Here is a 20595-nt window from a genome sequence, read left to right on the forward strand (position 1 = left end):
ACGTCGCGCCCCGTCTCCCCTCGAGGAGGCGGGGCGCGCCGCGTTGTCCGGCCACGTGTCGGGCGTTTCTGACACAGTGGGTCGAGAGAATCCACCAACAGTCGAGAGGCGATCCATGTCGCAGACCGTCAAGGGCGTCATCGCCCGCAGCAAGGGGTCCGAGGTCGAGTTGGTCGACGTCGTCGTCCCCGATCCCGGACCGAACGATGTGATCGTGCGGGTGCAGGCGTGCGGCGTCTGCCATACGGACCTGGCATACCGGGACGGCGGGATCAACGACGAGTACCCGTTCCTGCTCGGCCACGAGGCCGCGGGCATCGTCGAGACCATCGGGGATCGGGTCACGCACGTGGCGGAGGGCGACTTCGTCGTCCTCAACTGGCGCGCCGTGTGCGGCGAGTGCCGGGCATGCAAGAGGGGTCAGCAGCAGTACTGCTTCGCCACCCACAACGCTTCGCAGAAGATGACGCTGACGGACGGCACCGTGCTCACCCCCGCCCTGGGGATCGGCGCGTTCATCGACAAGACCCTCGTCCACGAGGGTCAGTGCACCAAGGTCGACCCGGCCGCCGACCCGGCCGTGGCGGGGCTGCTCGGCTGCGGCGTCATGGCCGGCCTCGGTGCGGCCGTCAACACCGGTCAGGTCAGCCGCGGTCAGTCCGTCGCCGTCATCGGCTGTGGTGGCGTCGGCGTCGCCGCGGTCGTGGGCGCCCGGCTCGCGGGCGCGTCGACGATCATCGCGGTGGACATCGACGACACCAAGCTCGAGTGGGCGAAGGACTTCGGGGCGACCCACGCGGTCAACTCGACCTCGACCGATCCGGTGGCCGCGATCCAGGAGCTCACGGGTGGCTTCGGGGCCGACGTCGTGATCGACGCCGTCGGTCGGCCGGAGACGTACGAGCAGGCCTTCTACGCGCGGGATCTCGCCGGGACCGTGGTCCTGGTTGGCGTGCCCACGCCGGAGATGCGGTTGGAGTTGCCGCTGCTGGACTTCTTCGGCCGCGGTGGTTCGCTCAAGTCGTCCTGGTACGGCGACTGCCTGCCCGAGCGTGATTTCCCGATGCTCGTCGACCTGCACCTGCAGGGTCGACTCCCGCTGGAGAAGTTCGTCTCCGAGCGGATCGGCATCGACGCCGTCGAGGCGGCGTTCGACGCCATGAAGTCCGGGTCCGTCCTCCGATCGGTGGTGACGTTGTGAGCGAGATCCACACCAGCGCCGGCACTGCCGGTGGTCTGCGTATCGAGAAGGTCGTGACGAGCGGGATCTTCGCGCTCGACGGCGGCGAGTGGGAGGTGGACAACAACATCTGGATCCTCGGGGACGACTCCGAGGTGTTCGTGATCGACGCGGCCCACTCCGCGCAGCCGATCATCGATGCGGTGGCGGGCCGCAAGGTCAAGGGCATCCTGTGCTCGCACGCCCACAACGACCACATCACCGTGGCACCGGAGCTGTCGGAGAAGTTGGATGCGCCGATCCTGGTGCACCCGGGTGATCAGATGCTGTGGGACGAGACCCATCCCACGGTCTCCCACGGTGATCTGGAGGACGGGCAGCGGCTCGAGATCGCGGGTACCCGCGTCGAGGTGATGAACACGCCGGGGCACTCACCGGGATCCTGCGTGTTCCACGTTCCCGAGGCGGGCGTGCTGTTCTCCGGCGACACCCTGTTCTCCGGCGGTCCGGGCGCGACGGGCCGGTCGTACTCGGATTTCCCGACCATCATCACCTCCATCCGCGAGCGCATCCTCACGCTGCCCGCGGAGACCTTGGTGCACACCGGCCACGGTGACGGGACGAAGGTCGGGGACGAGTCCCCGCACCTGGAGGAGTGGATCGCCCGCGGGCACTGACACCGCGGTGGCGGTCGCGACCCGGACCGGTGCGGCCCGGGCCGGTGGGGCGGGAGGACCGGGGAGATGACGACGACGAGGTCGGCAGCGGAGTCCGGTACACCCACGCCGTGGCACGCCCTCCCGCCGGAGGAGGTGCTCTCCCGTCTCGGAACGGGCCCGGGCGGGCTCAGCAGTACCGAGGCGGGGGAGCGCCTGGCCGGGCACGGGCCCAACACGATGCCCGACGCCGCGCCGGTGTCCGCGTTGCGGCGGGTGGCGAGGCTGTTGGCGGACCCGATGATCCTCGTGCTCGCAGTGGCGGCGGCGGTGAGCGCGGGGGTCTCCCGGGAGTGGGAGACCCCGGTGGTCATCCTGCTGGTGGTAGTGCTCAACACGATCCTCAACTATGTCCAGGAGACCCGCGCGGAGGCCGGTCTCGCGGCGTTGCGCGACATGTCGGTTCCCCGCAGTCGGGTCGTGCGGGATGGCGTGGAGATCGAGGTCGACAGCAGCGATCTCGTGGCGGGCGACATCGTGGTGGTGGAATCCGGGGACCGTGTGCCCGCCGACGGCAGGGTGCTCGCCGAGTCGAGGGTGCAGGTGGCCGAGTCGTCGTTGACAGGGGAGTCGGTCCCCGTCGACAAGTCCCCTCGGGCGGTGGAGGACGTCGATGCACCGCTGGGTGACCGCTCGAGCATGGTGTTCATGAACACGGAGGTCACCCGCGGCCGGGCCCGCCTGGTGGTGACCGGCACCGGCGAACACACCGAGATGGGCGCTATCGCCGACCTGCTCAGCGGGGCGGCGCCCGGGCAGACCCCGCTGCAGAAGCGGATCGGGGCGCTCGCGCGCGTCCTCACCGCGATCGCACTGGTCGTGGTGGGCCTGGTCCTGGTGATCGGGCTCGTCCGTGGTCAGACCTGGGAGGACATGCTCCTGTCCGCGGTCTCCCTGGCCGTGGCCACGATTCCGGAAGGGCTCACGGCGGTCGTGGCGTTCACGCTCGCCATGGGTGCCTCTCGCCTCGCCCGTGAGGGCGCGATCATCAAGAACCTCGCAGCCGTCGAGACCCTCGGGTCGACGAGTCACATCGCCACGGACAAGACCGGCACCCTGACCCTCAACGAGATGACCGTGACGCGGATCGTCGCGGGTGGCGGGTCATACTCCGTGACCGGGACCGGATACGGCGGGTCCGGGGCCGTCCTCTCGTCCGACCCGGACGTCGTACCGGACCTGAGGCGGGCCGCGGTGGCAATGTCGCTGTGCAACGACGCGATCATCGACGACGGGGTCCTGGTGGGCGACCCGACCGAGGGCGCCCTGCTCGTGGCGGCGACCAAGTGCGGGATCGACGTGGAGGGCCTGCGCGCCGCCCGGCCGCGCGTGGCAGAGGTACCGTTCGACTCGGCGTACAAGTTCATGGCGACGGTCAACCGGTCACCGAGCGGGGACCCCGTCCTGTACGTCAAGGGTGCCACCGGCGCGGTACTGCCGCGGGCGACGCAGGTCTGGGACGGCACCTCGGAGGCGGAGCTCACCGACGAGCGCCGCGAGGCGTTGCGGGCCGCGACGGACGGGCTCGCCGCGTCCGGCCTGCGTACCCTGCTCGTGGCGGCGCGGCCGTTCGACGGAGCCGACGGCCCACCGGACGAGGACACGCTGCTCGACGAGGTCCGTGATCTGACCGTGCTCGCGGTCCTGGGAATCGTCGACCCACCGCGCACGCAGGCGGCGGAGGCGATCCGCATCGCACACGAAGCGGGCATCTCGGTACACATGATCACCGGGGACCACCTGGTGACCGCCTCGGCCATCGCCCGCGATCTCGGCATCGGCGGGGAGGCCGTGAGCGGTGCCGAGCTGGACCGGATGGACGATGACGAGCTGCGCACCCGGGCAGGTCGGCTCGGTGTACTGGCCCGCGTGACCCCCGAGCACAAGATCCGGATGGTACGTGCCCTGCAGTCCGGCGGGCACGTGGTCGCCATGACCGGCGACGGGGTCAACGACGCGCCCGCCCTGGGTCAGGCCGACATCGGGATCGCGATGGGGATCACCGGCACGGATGTGTCCAAGGGCGCGGCGAACATGGTGCTCACCGACGACAACTTCTCGACGATCGTCTCCTCGGTACACCAGGGGCGGGGGATCTACGACAACATCGTCAAGTTCGTGAAGTTCCAGCTCACCACCGCGTGGGCGTTCGTGCTCGTCTTCCTGGCCAGTGGCCTGCTGGGCCTGGCGTCGGTGCCGTTCACGGCCCTGCAGGTGCTGCTCGTCAACATCGTCATGGACGGCCCACCCGCGATGGCGCTGGGCGTGGAGCCGGTGGAGAAGGACGCCATGCGGAGGCGGCCTCGACCGGCGGACGAACAGATCCTCACCCCGGTACGGCTGATGCGGATCCTGTGGCTGGGCGTGGTGATGGCCGCGGGAACCCTGCTCGTCCTGGCGTTCGCGGAGGTCGTCTTCCCCGAGCGAACGGGGGAGACCCTGTTCGCCACGACGCTCGCGTACGCGACGTTCGTCTTCTTTCAGGTGTTCAACCTGATGAACGTGCGGTCCGACCACGGTTCGGTCTTCTCCCGCGACATGGCGCGCAACGCCCCGATCTGGGTGGCGCTGGGGGCCGTGCCGCTCCTACTGGTGGCGGTGATCCAGGTTCCGTTCCTCCAAGGGGTGTTCGACACGACCTCGCTGCGGGCCGACGAATGGTTGCTCGCCGTCGCCGTGGGGTCGTCGATCCTCTGGCTGGAGGAGCTCCGCAAGGCCGGCGTGAGATGGCGTACGCGGCGCGCCGCCGGGTCGGGCAGGATGGACGTGGTCTGACGCGCCCACCCGAGGGTGCCGCCGCCGCGAACGCGTCCGGTGCGGAACGATCGGTCGGACCGTCGAGGAGGAGTCATCACCATGGCCAGGGTCACCGCCACCAACACCATCGTCATCGAGGCACCCGTCGAGGCCGTGACCGCGGCGATCGCCGATTACGCGCAGGTCCGCCCCCGCATCCAACCCGAGCAGTTCAGCGCCTACCGTCTGATCCAGGGCGGGCAGGGAGACGGCACCGTCGCCGCCTGGAATCTCCAGGCCACCAAGAAGCGCAACCGGGACGTCAAGGCCAACGTCACCGTGGATGACGCCGCCGCCCACTGGTCGCTGGTGGAAGAAGACGAGAATTCGTCCATGGCCACCACCTACACGGTGCGCGAGGCGACAGGGGGCTCGCTCGTCGAGATGACGACGTCGTGGGACGGCGCCGGGGGTGTCGGCGGCTTCTTCGAGCGGACCTTCGCTCCGGCCGGTCTCAAGCGCATCCAGCACGCCCTGCTGACCAACCTCAAGGACGACGTCGAGGGATAGCCGACCGGGCTCCGTCCGCCCGCTCGAGCTCAGCCCAGCCGACCGGGCTCAGCCCAGCCGACCGGGCTCAGTCCGTTCGCTCGGCCGACCGCGATCGATCCGCCGGGGCGGTCCTCGTCGTCGTCCCCTTTCCCGTCGGGGTCGGTGACGCGTCGGTTCCGGTGGCGGCCTCGGCGGCGTCGGCGTCGGTCCCCGTGGGCGCGGCCGCGGCGGCCGCCTCGCGGGCGGCCTCGGCCTGCGCGGAGCCGGTCCGGAGCACGATCTGCGGCATGAACGCCAGGATCACCGAGGCGGCCACGGCGAGGATGCCGGCCACCAGGTAGATCTCGGACATGCTCAGCGCGTAACCCTGCTCGAAGGGATGCGCCACCAGCTCGGGAAGCCGGTTGATCACCGAGGAATCCTTGGTGACCGTCTCCAGTGCCCCCGCGCCGGTGGTGGGGTCGGCGAGGGCCCGGACGATCCCGTACGCGTCGGGATCCCGCTGCAGTGCGGGATCGGTGAGGCCCTCCTGAACGCCGCGGGCGAGACTACCGTCGGCGGCGGCCTGCTCGAGTTGGCCGGAGATGGAGCCGCCGACGCGGCTGAACAGGATGGACAGGAACACCGCGACGCCGGCGGTACCGCCGAGTTGGCGGAAGAAGGTCGCCGAGGCGGTGGCCACTCCGATCTCGCGGGGACTCACGGCGTTCTGGACTATGAGGGTGAGCGGCTGCATGCAGTTGCCGAGCCCGATGCCCAGCACCAGCATGTAGACCATCACCAGCGTCAGCGACGTGTCGGCATCGATCGTCCACAGCAGGAACAGGCCGGCAGCGGCCACCGCCGTTCCGAATATCGGGAACTCGCGGACACGGCCGGTCCTGGAGATGAGCTGGCCCGACACGATCGAGGCACCCATCATCCCCGCGACCAGCGGGAGCATCATGAGCCCGGACTCCATGGGGTCGGCGCCGTGCACGATCTGCATGTACAGCGGCAGCGTCATCATGCCGCCGAACATGGCCATACCCACGATCACGCCGCCGACCGTGACGATCGCGAAGGTGCGGTCGCGGAACAGGCGGAGCGGGATGAGGGCCTGGTCGCCCGCGCGGGCCTCGACGAGGAGGAAGAGCCCGATGCCGGCCAGCCCGACGACGTAGCAGCCGAGGGCGGCGGTGGAACCCCACCCCCAGGTGTTGCCCTGCTCGGCCACCAGCAGGAGAGGTACCAGACCGACGACGATCGCGGCGGCCCCCGCCCAGTCCACGCGATGATCGACCCGGACGTTCTTGACGTTGAGGGTGATCATCACGAGGGTCAGCGCCACCGCGCCGATGGGGATGTTGATGAGGAAGATCCAGCGCCACCCGTCGATGCCGAAGATCGTGTCCGCCCCGGCGAAGAACCCGCCGATCACCGGCCCGAGGACCGACGACGACGCGAAGACCGCCAGCATGTAGCCCTGGTACTTGGCGCGGTCACGGGGCGGGATGATGTCGCCGATGATCGCGAGCGCCAGGGACATCAGTGCGCCGGCACCCAGTCCCTGGATGCCGCGGAAGACGGCGAGCATGTACATCGAGGTGGCGAGCGTGCACAGCAGAGAGCCGAACACGAAGATCACGATGCCGATCACGAAGAACGGCTTGCGTCCGTAGATGTCCGAGAGCTTGCCGTACAGGGGCGTCGAGATCGTGGACGTCATGAGATAGGCGGTGGTGACCCATGCCTGGGCGTCGAGGCCCTGGAGGTCGTCGGCGATGGTCCGGATCGCGGTGCTCACGATCGTCTGATCCAGGCTGGCCAGGAACATCGCGGACATGAGCCCGGCGAGGATCACGAGGATCTGACGGTGCGTGAACTCGCCGTCCTCGCCTGCGAGCGCCGTGGAGGTCTTGGCGGTGGTCATCGGCTCTCCTCGGCGGACGTGAGGGAGCAGAGTTCGGTGTGGAGGGAATCGGCGAGTCGGCGCAGGTCCGAGATGAAGGTGTCCGCCTGGTCCGGTGTCCAGTCCCGGAGGAGGCCGGCCATCCACTCCCCGCTGCTGTCGAGGACCCGGGAGATGAGCTCGGCGCCCGCGGAGGTGAGCGTGACGAGGCTGGCGCGCCCGTCATCGGGGTCGGGGACCTTGGTGATGAGGCCGCGGCTCTCGAGCTGGCTGACCTGGCGGCTCACCACCGACACGTCGGTGTGGATCCGCGCGGCCAGATCGGTGACCCGGGCGGGGCCGTCATGGATGGCGAACAGGAGCGGATGGGCGGTCGGTTCGACGGCCTCGTCGTAGCTGGGGACCGAGAGGTTCACCGCACGAAGGAGTTTGACCACCCGCGACAGGTCCACCACCACTCGCCCGCCGCGTTCCGCGTCTATCGGCATGCCCACCCCTCGCTTCGGTTGCTTGCAGCAAGCAAACATTACGCGCGGAGCGCACCATCGCGCCACCGGGTGGGCTGCGGGGTGGAGGGGAGAGGGCGGTTAAGCGTGATGAGGGGAACGCGAGCGGGTCCGACCTCGCTCGGGATGTGGTGCCCCCGGTCGGACTCGAACCGACACTGGACGGGTTTTGAATCCGTTGCCTCTGCCAATTGGGCTACGGGGGCGAACGCGGCGAACCGCTGGTCCGGAAGTCTAACCGACGACCGATGAGCTTCTGTCCGACGCCCACCCTAGAGTGGCCCTGTGAGCACCACGAGTAAGACCGCAGAAGCCAGCACCACCCCCGGCACCGGACCCGGCGCCGCTTCCGGGGCCACCGCGGGGGAGGGGCCGACCCGCCTGCTGCTCCTGGACGGGCACTCGCTCGCGTTCCGCGCGTTCTACGCGCTGCCGGCAGAGAACTTCTCCACGGCCTCCGGCCAACACACCAACGCCGTGTACGGCTTCCTGTCGATGGTGGCCAACCTGGTGACCGAGGAGGAGCCCACGCATCTGGCCGTGGCGTTCGACGTCTCGCGGGCGACGCTGCACCGCACGGCGGAGTACCCGGAGTACAAGTCGACCCGTTCGGCCGCGCCCGAGGAGTTCAAGGGGCAGGTCGAGCTCATCCAGGAGGCGCTGGCGGCACTGGGCGTGCGGACCCTGTCCCTGGAAGGGCACGAGGCCGACGACATCATCGCCACCCTCGCCACCCACGCGGGCGTCGCCGAGACGCTGATCTGCACCGGGGACCGCGACGCCCTGCAACTGGTGACGGACGAGGTCACCGTCCTCTATCCGGTCAAGGGCGTCTCCGAACTCGCCCGGTTCACGCCCGAATCGGTCGAGGCGAAATACGGGGTGACGCCCACCCAGTACCCGGACGTGGCCGCGCTGCGGGGCGACACCTCAGACAACCTCCCGGGTGTGCCCAAGGTCGGCGACAAGACCGCCGCCAAGTGGATCACCCAGTACGGCACCCTCTCCGAACTCATCGCGCACGCGGACGAGATCAAGGGCAAGGTCGGAGAGAGCTTCCGCGAGCACCTACCCCAGGTCCAGCTCAACCGCCGGATCACCGAGCTCACCCGCGACCTGGACCTCGGCGTCGGGATCGGCGACCTCGTCCGGGCGACCCCGGAGCGCGCTGACGTCAACGCACTGTTCGACCGGCTGGAGTTCGGGCCGCAGGCTCGCGATCGATTCCTCACGGCGTTCCTGCCGGAGGGTTCCCCCGCGCCGGCAGCGGAGGTGGAACTGGAGCAGGCCTCGGTCCTGCACGCCGGCGAGGTCTCCGACTGGCTCGCAGCCCATGCGCCGGCCGGGCAGCGGCACGGCCTCGTCGTCGTCGGACCCTCCCGACCCGGCGCGGGCGACGCGCAGACGATCACCATCGCCGCCGCCGGCGGCGCCTCCGGGCACCTCGATCTGGCGACACTCGGACCCGACGACGAGCAGGCCCTCCGGGACTGGCTGGCCGACGACGCGGTGCACAAGGCGGTCCACGACGCCAAGGCGGCCACCCACGCGCTGATGGGGCGCGAGTTCCGGTTGGGCGGGGTCACCATGGACGTGGCCCTGGCGGCCTACCTGGTGCGGCCCGGCCAGCGCAGTTACGGCCTGGCGGAACTGTTCCAGCGTCACCTGCGGCGCGAACTGCCCGAGGCGGAGGTGGGGGACAAGCAACTGTCCCTGCTCGACGAGGTCGATGACGCCGAGGCGGAACAGAAGAACGCCGACGCCGCCGCGACCCGCGCCCGCGCGGTGGTCGATCTCGCGGAGCGGCTGGACGTGGAACTGGAGCAGGTGCACGGGGCGCGCCTGATGGCCGAGATGGAACTGCCGCTCGTACCGGTGCTGGCGCGGATGGAGTCGATCGGCATCGCGGTGGACGGTGGCGCCCTGGACGGGCTGCGGGACGACTTCGCCGACCGCGGTCGGCAGGCTGCCGACGCGGCCTACGCCGCGATCGGCGGGGAACAGATCAACCTGGGCTCACCCAAGCAGCTCCAGGTGGTGCTGTTCGAGACCCTCGGTATGCCCAAGACCAAGAAGACCAAGACCGGGTACACGACCGACGCCAAGGCCCTCGAGGAACTGCTCGCCAAGGAGACGGGGGACACCCCGGGTCGGGCGTTCCTCGAGGCACTGCTGCTGCACCGCGAGACCACCAAGATGCGGACGACGGTCGAGGGGCTCATCAAGACCATCGGTGACGACGGACGAATCCACACCACCTTCAACCAGACCGTGGCAGCGACCGGCCGGTTGTCCTCGACCGACCCGAACCTGCAGAACATCCCCGTACGCACCGAGGATGGTCGACGCATCCGCGGATCGTTCGTCGTGGGCGACGGCTACGACTGCCTCCTCACCGCTGACTACAGCCAGATCGAGATGCGGGTGATGGCGCACCTGTCCGGAGACGCCGGGCTCATCGAGGCGTTCCGGACGGGGGAGGACCTCCACTCGTTCGTGGGCTCCCGTGCGTTCGGCGTTCCCATCGACGAGGTCACCCCGGAGCTCCGTCGCCGGGTGAAGGCCATGAGTTACGGCTTGGCCTACGGGCTCAGTGCGTTCGGCCTCGCCGCCCAGCTCGGGATCAGCCAAGGCGAGGCGAAAGAGCAGATGGAGGCCTACTTCTCGCGCTTCGGCGGCGTGCGCGACTACCTGCGCGCAGTGGTCGAACAGGCCCGCCGCGACGGGTACACGGAGACCCTGTTCGGTCGGCGCCGCTACCTGCCCGAGCTCAACTCGGACAACCGGCTCAAGCGAGAGAACGCCGAACGTGCTGCGCTCAACGCGCCCATCCAGGGCACGGCCGCCGACATCATCAAGGCGGCCATGCTCAAGGTCGACGCGGACCTCGCCGAGCGGCGGCTGAAGAGCCGTCTTCTGCTCCAGGTCCACGACGAACTGGTGCTCGAGGTGGCGCAGGGTGAACTCGACGAGGTCCGCGACCTGGTCGTGGACCGCATGTTCTCCGCCATCGAGCTCGACGTCCCGCTGGACGTGTCCACCGGCACCGGCCCGAACTGGGACTCTGCGGCGCACTGACATCCCCGTCCACCTCCTCGGAGCCCGCCGACCTGTACCCTAAGTTCATTTCAGATTCGGCTCCACGACGCCTGAAAGGGCAACCATGACCCTCACCTCTCGGCGCGGTCTACGCGCCGCCCTGGCACTCACGGCCACCGCTGCCCTCGCGCTGACCGGCTGCACCACCAACACCGAGGGGCCGCAGGACTCCGGGGAGCCCCGCGAGGAGGTGTCCCTCGAGACCGACGAGGAGATCGCAGCCCTCGTCCCGGCCGAGATCCGGGACAAGGGCGTCATCGTGATCGGCACCAACCCGCCGTACGCGCCCAACGAGTTCAAGAACGAGAAGGGCGAGATCGTCGGTTTCGACATCGACGTGATGACCGCGGCCGCCCAGCTGATGGGGCTGCGCGCCGAGTTCCGGGAGTCCGACTTCGAGAAGATCATCCCGGCGATCGAGGGCGGCACCATGGACATGGGCGCCTCCTCGTTCACCGTCAACGACGAGCGGCTCCAGACCGTCGACTTCGTCACCTACTTCGAGGCCGGTATCCAGTGGGCCTCCGCCGCCGGGAACGAGGTGGACCCGGATGACGCCTGTGGCCTGAACGTGGCCGTCCAGCGCACCACGGTCTCCGATCAGGAGGACGTGCCCGCCCGTAGCAAGGCCTGCACGGACGCCGGCAAGCCCGCGATCGAGAAGGTCCAGTTCGACTCCCAGGACGAGGCCTCCACCGCTGTCGCCCTGGGCAAGGTCGACGCGATGTCCGCCGACTCGCCCATCTCGGCCTATGCGGTCAAGCAGTCCGAGGGCAAGATGCAGCTGGCCGGCGACGTCTTCGACTCCGCACCCTACGGCTGGCCCGTCCGCAAGGACTCCGAGCTGACCGCCGCCCTGGAAGCCGCCGCAGACAAGCTCATCGAGACCGGCGACTTCGAGAAGATCGCCCAGAACTGGGGCCTCGAGGCCGGGCTCATCGACGACGCCGAGATCCGGAAGGGTTGAGTGACCGGTAGGTGAGTACCGCGGAACAGGGGGCGACGACCCCCCGGGCGGACGCCCCGGAACCCATCAAGGCGGTGCCCCTGCGGCATCCGTGGCGATGGGTCTCGGCGACGGTCGTCCTGGTGCTGGTGTTCCTCTTCATCTGGGGCGCGGCGACCAATCCGGCCTACGGCTGGAGCACGTACGGGAGGTATCTGTTCGACACCCGGTTCGGCATGGCGGTGTTCTACACCATCGCGCTCACCCTGCTGTCGATGATCCTCGCCGTCGTCCTGGGCGTCATCCTCTCGGTGATGCGGATGAGCAGCAACCCGGTCCTCAAGGCCGTGGCGTGGGTGTACCTGTGGATCTTCCGCGGGACCCCGATCTACGTGCAGCTGCTGTTCTGGGGCCTGATCTTCACCCTGTACCGCCAGGTCCAGTTCGGGATCCCGTTCACCGACTTCCAGATCGTCCGCTTCGACGACACGATGGTGCTGTACTCGGCCTTCTGGTTGGCCGTGGTGGGACTCGCCATGAACGAGGCCGCGTACATGGCGGAGATCGTCCGCGCCGGCATCTCCTCGGTGCCGGAGGGGCAGGCCGAGGCCTCGACCGCACTGGGCATGACGTGGGGCCAGACCATGCGGCGGACGATCCTGCCGCAGGCCATGCGGGTCATCATCCCCCCGACCGGCAACGAGTTCATCTCGATGCTCAAGACCACCTCGCTCGTCGTCGCCATCCCCTTCTCCGGTGAGCTGTACGGGCAGGCGCGCGACATCTCGGGCGTCAACTTCCAGCCCATCCCGTTGCTACTGGTGGCCGCCACCTGGTATCTGGTCATCACCAGCGTCCTCATGGTGGGCCAGCACTACCTCGAGAAGCGCTTCTCCCGCGGCGCCACCCGTCAGCTCACGGGTCGACAGCTGCGTGCACTCGCCGATGCGGACGGGCTCACCCCGTCCTCTCTCGCCGCGGCCCGGGCCGCCGACCCGTCCGGAGGCAAGCCATGACGCCGATGGTCAGGGCCGAGCAGGTCTGTAAGAATTTCGGGTCACTCCGCGTCCTCAAGGGCATCGACCTCGAGGTCGCCGCTGGTGAGGTGCTGTGCCTGGTCGGGCCCTCCGGCTCGGGCAAGTCCACGTTCCTCCGGTGCATCAACCACCTGGAGAGGGTCGACGCGGGCAGGCTCTACGTCGACGGGGAGCTCGTGGGATACCGCGAGAAGGGCGACAAGCTCTACGAGATCTCCCCGAAGCAGGCCGCGCGCCAGCGCCGGGACATCGGCATGGTGTTCCAGCACTTCAACCTCTTCCTCCACCGCACCGCCCTCGAGAACGTGATCGAGGCACCGATGCTGGTGAAGGGTCAGTCACGTTCGGACGCCACCGAGCGGGCCCGGGAGCTGCTCGCCAAGGTCGGCCTCGCAGCGAAGGCCGACACCTATCCGGCTCAGTTGTCCGGCGGGCAGCAGCAGCGTGTCGCTATCGCCCGCGCCCTGGCGATGGACCCCAAGCTGATGCTGTTCGACGAGCCCACCTCCGCGCTTGATCCCGAACTGGTCGGAGAGGTCCTGGGCGTGATGCGGGATCTCGCGGACGCGGGGATGACCATGGTCGTGGTCACCCACGAGATGGGCTTCGCCCGCGAGGTCGCCGACACCGTGGCGTTCATGGACGACGGCGTCGTGGTGGAATCCGGCAAGCCGGCCGACGTGCTCAGGTCGCCGTCCCACCAGCGTACGAAGGACTTCCTGTCGAAGATCCTCTGACGCGCAGGCGCCCCGGGTCGGCGGCCCTGATCCCCTGCGGACGCGGGGGATCAGGGCCGTCTCGGCCCGGCGTCGAATCGTTCAGGGAAGCGTGGCCACGAAGATCGCCGTGCCGGGGAAGATCCCGCCCCGGAGCGGGCTCCACTGCCCCCACTCCCTGTCGAGCCATTCCGGCCACTCCGGCTCGATGAGGTCTTGCACCACGAAACCGGCGGCGACGAGTTCGCGGATTCGGTCACCCACCGTCCTGTGGTGCTCGACGTAGGTCAACTCGCCGGAGTCGTCGTACTCGGTGTACGGCGACCGGTCGAAGTACGGGAACATCGCCAGCAGTCCCTCCGGCCCCGGGTCGTCACGGAATATCCACCGCATGGGGTGGTTCACGGAGAAGACGAACCGGCCGCCCGGCCGCAGGACGCGAGCCGCCTCCGCCATGACACCCGCGGAATCGGCCACGAACGGGACCGCGCCGAATGCAGAGAAGACGACATCGAAGCTGTCCTCCGCGAACGGGAGCCGACCGGCATCGGCCTGGATGAGAGGAACAGTCGCGGCCGGGCCCGTCGACCGGCTCGCCGCCTCGGCCCCCACTCGGAGCATCCCGGCGGACAGGTCCACGGCCACGGCGCGGGCATCCTGGCCCGCGAGCCACCGCGAGCACGGCGCCGACCCGCACCCGATCTCGAGTACATCGCGGCCCGCCACGTCGCCGAGCAGATGCCAGTCACCCTCGTGCAGGCCCTCGGGGCACCAGATGAACTCACCCTCGGGGGAGTGGGCGCCGAGGAAGTCGCCGTGTTGATCGTGGTAGACGGTCGCTTCCGAGTCCCACCACATCCGTGAGGCTCGGACCGACTCTCCATGTCCGGGGGGGTTTGTGGACGTCACGTGTGAAGCGTACAGTTGACGGTCGCGTGCGTACGCGCTCGCTTTCTTCCTGTCCGCTACGATTCCTATCCACTCCGGAGCACCCCACCATATGACCACCAACACCACGTCCCCGCAGGTAGCCGTCAACGACATCGGCTCTGCTGAGGACTTCCTCGCCGCCATCGACGCCACGATCAAGTACTTCAACGATGGCGACATCGTCGAGGGCACGATCGTCAAGGTCGATCGTGATGAGGTCCTGCTCGACATCGGCTACAAGACCGAGGGTGTCATCCCCTCGCGCGAGCTCTCCATCAAGCACGATGTCGACCCGGGTGAGGTCGTCGAGGTGGGCGATGAGGTCGAGGCCCTGGTCCTGACCAAGGAGGACAAGGACGGCCGTCTGATCCTGTCCAAGAAGCGCGCCCAGTACGAGCGCGCCTGGGGCACGATCGAGGAGCTCAAGGAGAAGGACGAGGCCGTCAAGGGCACCGTCATCGAGGTCGTCAAGGGCGGCCTGATCCTCGACATCGGTCTCCGTGGCTTCCTCCCCGCCTCGCTGGTGGAGATGCGTCGCGTGCGCGACCTCCTGCCCTACGTGGGCCAGGAGCTCGAGGCCAAGATCATCGAGCTGGACAAGAACCGCAACAACGTCGTGCTCTCGCGTCGTGCGTGGCTCGAGCAGACCCAGTCGGCCGTGCGCTCCGAGTTCCTGCACCAGCTGCAGAAGGGCCAGGTCCGCAAGGGCGTCGTCTCCTCGATCGTCAACTTCGGTGCGTTCGTCGACCTCGGCGGCGTCGACGGTCTGGTCCACGTCTCCGAGCTGTCTTGGAAGCACATCGATCACCCGTCCGAGGTCGTCGAGGTGGGCCAGGAGGTCACCGTCGAGGTCCTCGACGTCGACTTGGACCGCGAGCGCGTCTCGCTGTCGCTCAAGGCCACGCAGGAGGATCCGTGGCGGCACTTCGCCCGGACCCACGCGATCGGTCAGATCGTCCCGGGCAAGGTCACCAAGCTCGTGCCGTTCGGCGCCTTCGTGCGCGTCGACGAGGGCATCGAGGGCCTCGTCCACATCTCCGAGCTGGCCGAGCGCCACGTCGAGGTCCCGGACCAGGTCGTCACGGTCAACGACGACGCCATGGTCAAGGTCATCGACATCGACCTCGACCGTCGTCGTATCTCGCTCTCGCTGAAGCAGGCGGACGAGGACTACACGGAGGAGTTCGACCCGTCGAAGTACGGCATGGCCGACAGCTACGACGAGGCCGGCAACTACATCTTCCCCGAGGGCTTCGATCCCGAGACCAACGAGTGGCTCGAGGGTTTCGAGAAGCAGCGCGAGGAGTGGGAGAACCGCTACGCGGAGGCCGAGCGTCGCCACAAGATGCACACGGCCCAGATCGAGAAGGGTCGGGCCGCTGCGGCGGAGGCCGCCGAGGCCGCTCCGACCAACTACTCGTCGGAGTCCACCCCGTCGTCGCGTCCCGCTGCTGCGGCCGACGCCGCTCCGGCGGAGACCACCGGCGGTTCGCTGGCCTCGGACGAGCAGCTGGCCGCCCTGCGGGCCAAGCTCGCCGGTGGTGAGTGATCGTCGCTGACTGAGGCGCTGATCGTCTCATAGCACGTCGCACGGCCCCGGCCGCGCGCACCACCACATGGTGGGCGCGGCCGGGGCCGCCGCGCATTTGTCGCCCGATTGTCTCTGAAGCGTGTGGCCCGGTGGGGAGGCGGCCCCACTGCTATCTCCGTATGCGATCGGGACTGCCATGCCCGTGAGTCCTCTGAGTACGGGACATCGGCCGCTGCAGAGCCCGGCGCCAGCGGCGACCGAGCAGCGTGGTGGGACAGTCCTCCGCCGGGCCTCGGACGAACTCACCGGCGACGATGGCGGTGAGTCCGACGGTGGTGAGTATTCGACGCCCGCGCAATCAGGTGTGCGACCCGACAGATCGAAGGTTCATCTGCCGGAGGGGCGTTAGCGGCCCGGCGGCTCGGCGATCGGCTCCGGGGCCGCGGGCATGACCTCGGAGGCATCCTCCAGACGCTGTTCGTCGATCACGCCCTCGTCATCGATGGCCCCGGCCTCCACGGCGTCGCTCACTCTGACGCGCGACTGCACTTCGGTGTGCGTGTTCGTGTCGGGGGCGTTGAAGTTGAACTGGCTGAGATCGGTGCGCAGGAAGAAGACGTTGTACGCATCCCAGGTGGACAGAGTGAAAAACAGGTGGGAGCCGTCTGAGGTGATCGAGTCCGGGTGGATCATCGGGGCGTAGGCGTTGGGGAACATACGGCGATCGACGAGCGTCTGGGGCGCAGACCAGGGGCCCTCCGGTGCGCTCGCCACCCGCATCGAGACGACTCCCGACGCGGTGGACGTCAGTGATATGTACTTGTTCAGGTACTCGTTGTAGGCGACCGACAACTCCTCGACCGGCGCCGGCAGGATCACCTCGCTCGCGCTCGGGTCGGACTCCCAGGTGGAACCTCCCTTGAACCACTGGTAAGCGCCGGGGTTCTCGACCTGATCGATCGGCACTCGCGCGAGCGTGGCCGGCCCGCGACGCCCGGACGGTGTCAGATACTCGTACAGATAGCCGTCCTTCTCGAGGAATGCGCTCATCTGCATCCCGTACCAGAGGCTGCTGTCGGCCTCGGGCAGGTCGTCGGCGTCGGGTTCGAACTCGACGTCGTTGTTCCAGCCGGTGAACTCGGTGACCCGGCGCATCGAGTTGGCGAGGATCTTCCACGTGTTGCCGTCGTCATCCGACTTCACCAGCGCGGAGTAGTTGGTGTTCCAGCCGCCCGGGGCGTTCCAGTCGCGGACCGACATGACGCGCATGTACAGGGCGTCGCCGGTGGCGTTGTTCGGGTCAGGGAGGCTGATCGCGGCGGTGGGGATCACCGTTACCTCGCCGATGCCGTTCGGCTGATGGGCGCCCTGAACCAACGCCGTGGCGTAGCCGGTAAGTCCGCTCGGTCGTGCACCAGTGATCTTGAGGCCGTTTTCGGGCGGTCCACTCTGGGCAGTGAGCATGACATTGGAGCGCCAGTCGTTGCCTGACGGGGTGCAGTCGCCGAAGGTGTCGCCGAACAGCACCATCGTCTCGTCGCCGTGCTCGAACATGATCCCGAGGTCGGTCCCGTAGATGTTGTATGCGGAATCGGTATTTGCAGGGCTGGTGGGGCCGGTGATCAACTGAAGCACTGACGTGGCGCCCTTGAGGACGGGGATCGTGCCCTGGTCCCCGGTGATCCATCGCGGGAAGTCGCGTACGGAGGAGGCAGCGGTACCGGCGACGGAATTGGCCGCGTTCGCGAGCGAGCCCGTCGCGAGGTTGAGGCCAAGCGATCCGGGAGGGAAGTTGCCGAAAAAGTTGTTGCACGGCCCGCTCTCGAAGCCGCTGGAACCCGACGATCCAGCGGACCCTGACGAACCAGGGACCTCCGCGGAGCCCGCCGTGCCGAGTGAGCCCGAGGACTGGGCGTTCGCGGTGGCGGGAACAAGAAGGGAGGTGGCCAGGATCGTCACGGGGACCGTGAGGAGCACTGAGGTTCTTGCTGAGTGTCGAACCATGCGTGCGACCTTATAGTTGCGTCGATGCGCTGTAAACATCCCGGGTTCACTTACACTCCTGGAATGCTGATGGTGGGTCTGACCGGTGGGATCGGTGCCGGCAAGTCGACGGTGACGGCGGTGCTCGCGGAGGCGGGGGCGGTGATCGTGGACGCGGACCTCATCGCCCGCGAAGTCGTCGAACCGGGATCCCCGGGTCTGGCGATGCTGGTCGCCGAGTTCGGTGAGGACATCCTGGGGCCCGACGGCGCGCTCGACCGCGCGGCCCTCGCCGCCCGCGCCTTCGTCGATGCCGACCGGACCGCGGCCCTCAACGCCATCACCCATCCGCTCATCGGCGAGCGGACGGCGGAGCTGTTCGGCTCGGCCCCGGAGGACGCGATCGTCGTACACGACATGCCGCTGCTGGTAGAGGGCGGGATGACGCCCGGTTACCACCTGGTGATCGTCGTGGACACCCCGGCGGAGATCCGTCTCCGGCGCCTTGTGGAGTTCCGGGGGATGCCGGAGGACGATGCCCGGGCCCGTATGGCGCGGCAGGCGACCGATGAGGCCCGGCGGGCCGTCGCCGACGTGCTGATCGACAACTCCGGGGATCGACAGACGGTCGTGGACCTGACCCGTGCCCTGGTCGAGATCCGGCTGGATCCGTTCGAACACAATCTGCGCACCGGGACCCCGGTGGTGGGTGATCGCACCGTCGTGCCGTTCCGTCCGGAATGGGCGGGGGAGGCGGAGAGGGCGTGTGCCCGGTTGCGTCACGTGGTGGGGGAGATCGCGACCAGGATCGACCATGTCGGTCCGACCGCGGTCGAGGGGCTGGACGCCCCCGACGTCATCGACCTCCAGGTGACGGTCCGCGACGCCGCGGCGGTGGAGGCGGCCTTGACCACGCTCACCGGGGCCGGCTACGTACGCGACCGGTCCAGCGAACGCCCGTTGTTGCACTGGTGCGATCCCGCGCGTCCTCTGGAGGTCTCGATTCTCGCCGAGGACGACCCCGAGCACGAGTTCTCGCTTCTCATAGCGGAGGCGATCGGCGCGGACTCCGCCGCCCGAGCCGAGTACTCGGAGATCCTCCGTCGGGCGGATCGCGAGGAGACCCGGCAGTGGGAACGCACCCTGAGTGAGGCCCTGCTGCGCGGCCGGTTGTGACGACCGCGGGCGGGTCCGAGACCCGCCCGCCGCCGCGCTCACGCCGTCGGGACCACTCCGTCCACCAGCTCGGAAACCGGCACCCGGCGGATGACCTCGGTCTCCACGGGCTGTGCGGCCGCTCGGCGCAGGTTCGGGTTGGGGAACACCTCCGACAGGCGGGTGCGTACGAGGAAGACGTTGTACGCGTTCCACGTGGTGACGAGGTAGTAGAGGTCCTCACCCTGCGCCCACGGGTGCATGAACGCCCCGTACACGCCCGGCAGCACGGAGTAGTCCACCAGGACCGTCGCCGAGCTCCACGGCCCCTCGGGCCGGTCGGCCGTACGCATGACCACCGAGTTGTAGCCCTGCGAGTACATGGCCGTGTACTTGCCGAGGTACTCGTTGTACATGGTCGAGATCTCGCTCGCCGGAGCTGGCAGGACCCGCTCCGCCGCGCCGATGTCCGAGACCCACTCCGAACCGTCCCAGTACTCGTAGTCCGTCGGGTCGAGGACACCTGCGGTGGGCGGGGTGCTCGAGGCGTCGAGCTCGCCCGCGGTCGGGGAACCGGCGAGTGGGACGCGGGCGACGATCGCCGAGCCCTGCCGCCCGGACGGGGTGAGGTACTCGTAGAGATGCGAGTCCGCCTTGAGGAACGAGCTCATCTGGGCGCCCCGCCAGGCGGAGTCCACGGTCGGGGCCCCTTCGCCGAGGGGGATGGTGTCGGTGATGGGGCGGGCCATCGCCGGCACGGCGGTCCAGTTCTCGCCGTTGTCCGTCGAGTACGCCATCCCCGAGTAGTTGGTGGTCCACGTTCCCGGTTGGCCCCAGTGGGCCACGGACATGTACCGCAGGTACTGGACACCGTCGACCGAGATGCCCGCGGTGGGGATGATGGTGACCTCACCGGGCAGCCCGGATCGCGGGACGAGCGACTTGGCGAGTCCGTCGGTGCCCACGGCCGCCGAGTCGACGGAGATGCCGTCGGTCAGGTCCGTGTCAGCGGATCGGAACAGGACGTTCGATCGCCACTGGTTGCCGGGCACGGTGCAGTCGCCCATGGTGTCGCCGAAGGCCATGAGGACCTCCGGATGGTCGGGATCGCCGTTGTCCCACATGATGCCGAGGTCCGTTCCGGCCACCCCGAATCTGTTGACGGAGTCGCCGGGGCTCGTGGGGCCGGTGACCAGCTGTTCGAAGCGGGTGGGGCCGCGGAGGACGGGCACCGTGCCCTCCTCGCCCGTGATCCACGGCGGCATCCCGTAGACCGAGCCGATCATCGGGTCGAGGGAGCCGGACAGTCCGTTGCCGAGCGAACCGGTCTCCAACTGCTGGACCAGCGATCCTGAGCGGTCCGCGGATCCGAGGGCGCGGGAGGCGGAACCGAGCGACCCGGATTCTCCGGTCGAACCGAGTGAGCCGAGAGAGCCGGTGGCCATTCCGGCCCCGGTCCGGTTCTCGAGCAGGGAGCCGAAGTTGCCGAACATCTCACTGCACGGGCCGGCCGAGGCGGTGCCGGCACCGATCGTGCCGATGGTGACGACCGACGCGGCCGTGGTCATCGTCGCCGCGACCACCGTGCTGAGGAGACGAGTGAGAGGGCGGGACATG

The 20595-nt window shown here is 68.7% G+C and carries 15 protein-coding genes and 1 tRNA gene; 10 read left to right on the forward strand and 6 right to left on the reverse strand.

Features of this window, described 5'->3' with window-relative positions:
- The first annotated feature begins 115 nt into the window (after nucleotides 1-115).
- The 4 genes from L8M95_RS16765 (at nucleotide 116) to L8M95_RS16780 (ending at nucleotide 5202) form a co-directional block, all read left to right on the forward strand.
- Entirely contained in the window at nucleotides 116-1201 is a 1086-nt protein-coding gene (locus L8M95_RS16765) for an S-(hydroxymethyl)mycothiol dehydrogenase (RefSeq protein WP_260487207.1), read from the forward strand.
- A complete protein-coding gene (locus L8M95_RS16770; RefSeq protein ID WP_205475720.1) occupies nucleotides 1198-1857 on the forward strand; it encodes an MBL fold metallo-hydrolase in 660 nt (219 codons plus the stop codon). Before L8M95_RS16765 ends, L8M95_RS16770 begins: the two co-directional genes overlap by 4 nt.
- Before the next feature lie 66 nt (nucleotides 1858-1923).
- Complete coding sequence (locus L8M95_RS16775) at nucleotides 1924-4671, forward strand: HAD-IC family P-type ATPase (RefSeq protein ID WP_260487208.1); 2748 nt, start codon at nucleotides 1924-1926, stop codon at nucleotides 4669-4671.
- An 81-nt stretch (nucleotides 4672-4752) separates the two neighbouring features.
- The gene (locus L8M95_RS16780; protein ID WP_260487209.1) at nucleotides 4753-5202 is read left to right on the forward strand and encodes an SRPBCC family protein; all 450 of its coding nucleotides are present in this window, start codon (nucleotides 4753-4755) and stop codon (nucleotides 5200-5202) included.
- Between the two features lie 67 nt (nucleotides 5203-5269).
- Here L8M95_RS16780 and L8M95_RS16785 read toward each other — a convergent pair whose 3' ends face one another.
- The 3 genes from L8M95_RS16785 to L8M95_RS16795 all read right to left on the reverse strand — a co-directional run bounded on the left by L8M95_RS16785 (nucleotide 5270) and on the right by L8M95_RS16795 (nucleotide 7787).
- Complete coding sequence (locus tag L8M95_RS16785; protein ID WP_240341259.1) at nucleotides 5270-7096, reverse strand: MDR family MFS transporter; 1827 nt, start codon at nucleotides 7094-7096, stop codon at nucleotides 5270-5272.
- On the reverse strand, nucleotides 7093-7563 hold the full coding sequence (locus L8M95_RS16790; RefSeq protein ID WP_163375661.1) for a MarR family winged helix-turn-helix transcriptional regulator: 471 nt from the start codon (nucleotides 7561-7563) through the stop codon (nucleotides 7093-7095). The genes L8M95_RS16785 and L8M95_RS16790 overlap by 4 nt, the downstream gene beginning before the upstream one ends.
- A 147-nt stretch (nucleotides 7564-7710) precedes the next feature.
- A tRNA-Leu gene (locus L8M95_RS16795) sits at nucleotides 7711-7787 on the reverse strand.
- A gap of 79 nt (nucleotides 7788-7866) precedes the next feature.
- Here L8M95_RS16795 and polA point away from each other — a divergent pair.
- The 4 genes from polA (at nucleotide 7867) to L8M95_RS16815 (ending at nucleotide 13400) form a co-directional block, all read left to right on the forward strand.
- Nucleotides 7867-10659, forward strand: coding sequence for a DNA polymerase I (polA, locus tag L8M95_RS16800; RefSeq protein ID WP_260487210.1), 2793 nt, complete (start codon nucleotides 7867-7869; stop codon nucleotides 10657-10659).
- Nucleotides 10660-10744: 85 nt separating this feature from the next.
- A complete protein-coding gene (locus tag L8M95_RS16805; protein ID WP_260487211.1) occupies nucleotides 10745-11647 on the forward strand; it encodes an ABC transporter substrate-binding protein in 903 nt (300 codons plus the stop codon).
- A gap of 11 nt (nucleotides 11648-11658) precedes the next feature.
- Complete coding sequence (locus tag L8M95_RS16810) at nucleotides 11659-12642, forward strand: amino acid ABC transporter permease (protein WP_260487212.1); 984 nt, start codon at nucleotides 11659-11661, stop codon at nucleotides 12640-12642.
- The gene (locus tag L8M95_RS16815; protein WP_312027425.1) at nucleotides 12639-13400 is read left to right on the forward strand and encodes an amino acid ABC transporter ATP-binding protein; all 762 of its coding nucleotides are present in this window, start codon (nucleotides 12639-12641) and stop codon (nucleotides 13398-13400) included. Before L8M95_RS16810 ends, L8M95_RS16815 begins: the two co-directional genes overlap by 4 nt.
- An 81-nt stretch (nucleotides 13401-13481) precedes the next feature.
- Here L8M95_RS16815 and L8M95_RS16820 read toward each other — a convergent pair whose 3' ends face one another.
- Nucleotides 13482-14237 carry a class I SAM-dependent methyltransferase gene (locus tag L8M95_RS16820; RefSeq protein ID WP_260489295.1) on the reverse strand — a complete coding sequence of 252 codons (756 nt, stop codon included), beginning with the start codon at nucleotides 14235-14237 and terminating at the stop codon, nucleotides 13482-13484.
- A 142-nt stretch (nucleotides 14238-14379) separates the two neighbouring features.
- On the opposite strand from L8M95_RS16820, the gene rpsA reads away from it, so the two are divergent.
- Nucleotides 14380-15858 carry a 30S ribosomal protein S1 gene (gene rpsA, locus L8M95_RS16825; RefSeq protein ID WP_260487213.1) on the forward strand — a complete coding sequence of 493 codons (1479 nt, stop codon included), beginning with the start codon at nucleotides 14380-14382 and terminating at the stop codon, nucleotides 15856-15858.
- Nucleotides 15859-16245: 387 nt separating this feature from the next.
- Here rpsA and L8M95_RS16830 read toward each other — a convergent pair whose 3' ends face one another.
- Complete coding sequence (locus tag L8M95_RS16830) at nucleotides 16246-17817, reverse strand: DUF4185 domain-containing protein (RefSeq protein WP_260487214.1); 1572 nt, start codon at nucleotides 17815-17817, stop codon at nucleotides 16246-16248.
- A 90-nt stretch (nucleotides 17818-17907) separates the two neighbouring features.
- Between L8M95_RS16830 and coaE the strand changes: the two genes are divergently transcribed.
- On the forward strand, nucleotides 17908-18999 hold the full coding sequence (gene coaE, locus L8M95_RS16835) for a dephospho-CoA kinase (RefSeq protein WP_260487215.1): 1092 nt from the start codon (nucleotides 17908-17910) through the stop codon (nucleotides 18997-18999).
- Nucleotides 19000-19037: 38 nt separating this feature from the next.
- On the opposite strand, the gene L8M95_RS16840 is transcribed toward coaE, so the two are convergent.
- A complete protein-coding gene (locus tag L8M95_RS16840) occupies nucleotides 19038-20594 on the reverse strand; it encodes a DUF4185 domain-containing protein (protein WP_260487216.1) in 1557 nt (518 codons plus the stop codon).
- Between the last annotated feature and the right edge of the window lies 1 nt (nucleotide 20595).

Origin of the sequence: Dietzia sp. B32 (genome assembly GCF_024732245.1) — a bacterium.
Lineage (GTDB): Bacteria > Actinomycetota > Actinomycetes > Mycobacteriales > Mycobacteriaceae > Dietzia.

Bases quoted from the DNA above. Each gene is read 5' to 3' on its own strand.
- L8M95_RS16820 (WP_260489295.1), bottom strand. From the start codon at position 14,237: ATGTGGTGGGACTCGGAAGCGACCGTCTACCACGATCAACACGGCGAC.
- L8M95_RS16805 (WP_260487211.1), top strand. From the start codon at position 10,745: ATGACCCTCACCTCTCGGCGCGGTCTACGCGCCGCCCTGGCACTCACG.
- L8M95_RS16840 (WP_260487216.1), bottom strand. From the start codon at position 20,594: ATGTCCCGCCCTCTCACTCGTCTCCTCAGCACGGTGGTCGCGGCGACG.
- rpsA (WP_260487213.1), top strand. From the start codon at position 14,380: ATGACCACCAACACCACGTCCCCGCAGGTAGCCGTCAACGACATCGGC.
- coaE (WP_260487215.1), top strand. From the start codon at position 17,908: ATGCTGATGGTGGGTCTGACCGGTGGGATCGGTGCCGGCAAGTCGACG.
- L8M95_RS16780 (WP_260487209.1), top strand. From the start codon at position 4,753: ATGGCCAGGGTCACCGCCACCAACACCATCGTCATCGAGGCACCCGTC.
- L8M95_RS16775 (WP_260487208.1), top strand. From the start codon at position 1,924: ATGACGACGACGAGGTCGGCAGCGGAGTCCGGTACACCCACGCCGTGG.
- L8M95_RS16785 (WP_240341259.1), bottom strand. From the start codon at position 7,096: ATGACCACCGCCAAGACCTCCACGGCGCTCGCAGGCGAGGACGGCGAG.
- L8M95_RS16790 (WP_163375661.1), bottom strand. From the start codon at position 7,563: ATGCCGATAGACGCGGAACGCGGCGGGCGAGTGGTGGTGGACCTGTCG.
- L8M95_RS16765 (WP_260487207.1), top strand. From the start codon at position 116: ATGTCGCAGACCGTCAAGGGCGTCATCGCCCGCAGCAAGGGGTCCGAG.
- L8M95_RS16815 (WP_312027425.1), top strand. From the start codon at position 12,639: ATGACGCCGATGGTCAGGGCCGAGCAGGTCTGTAAGAATTTCGGGTCA.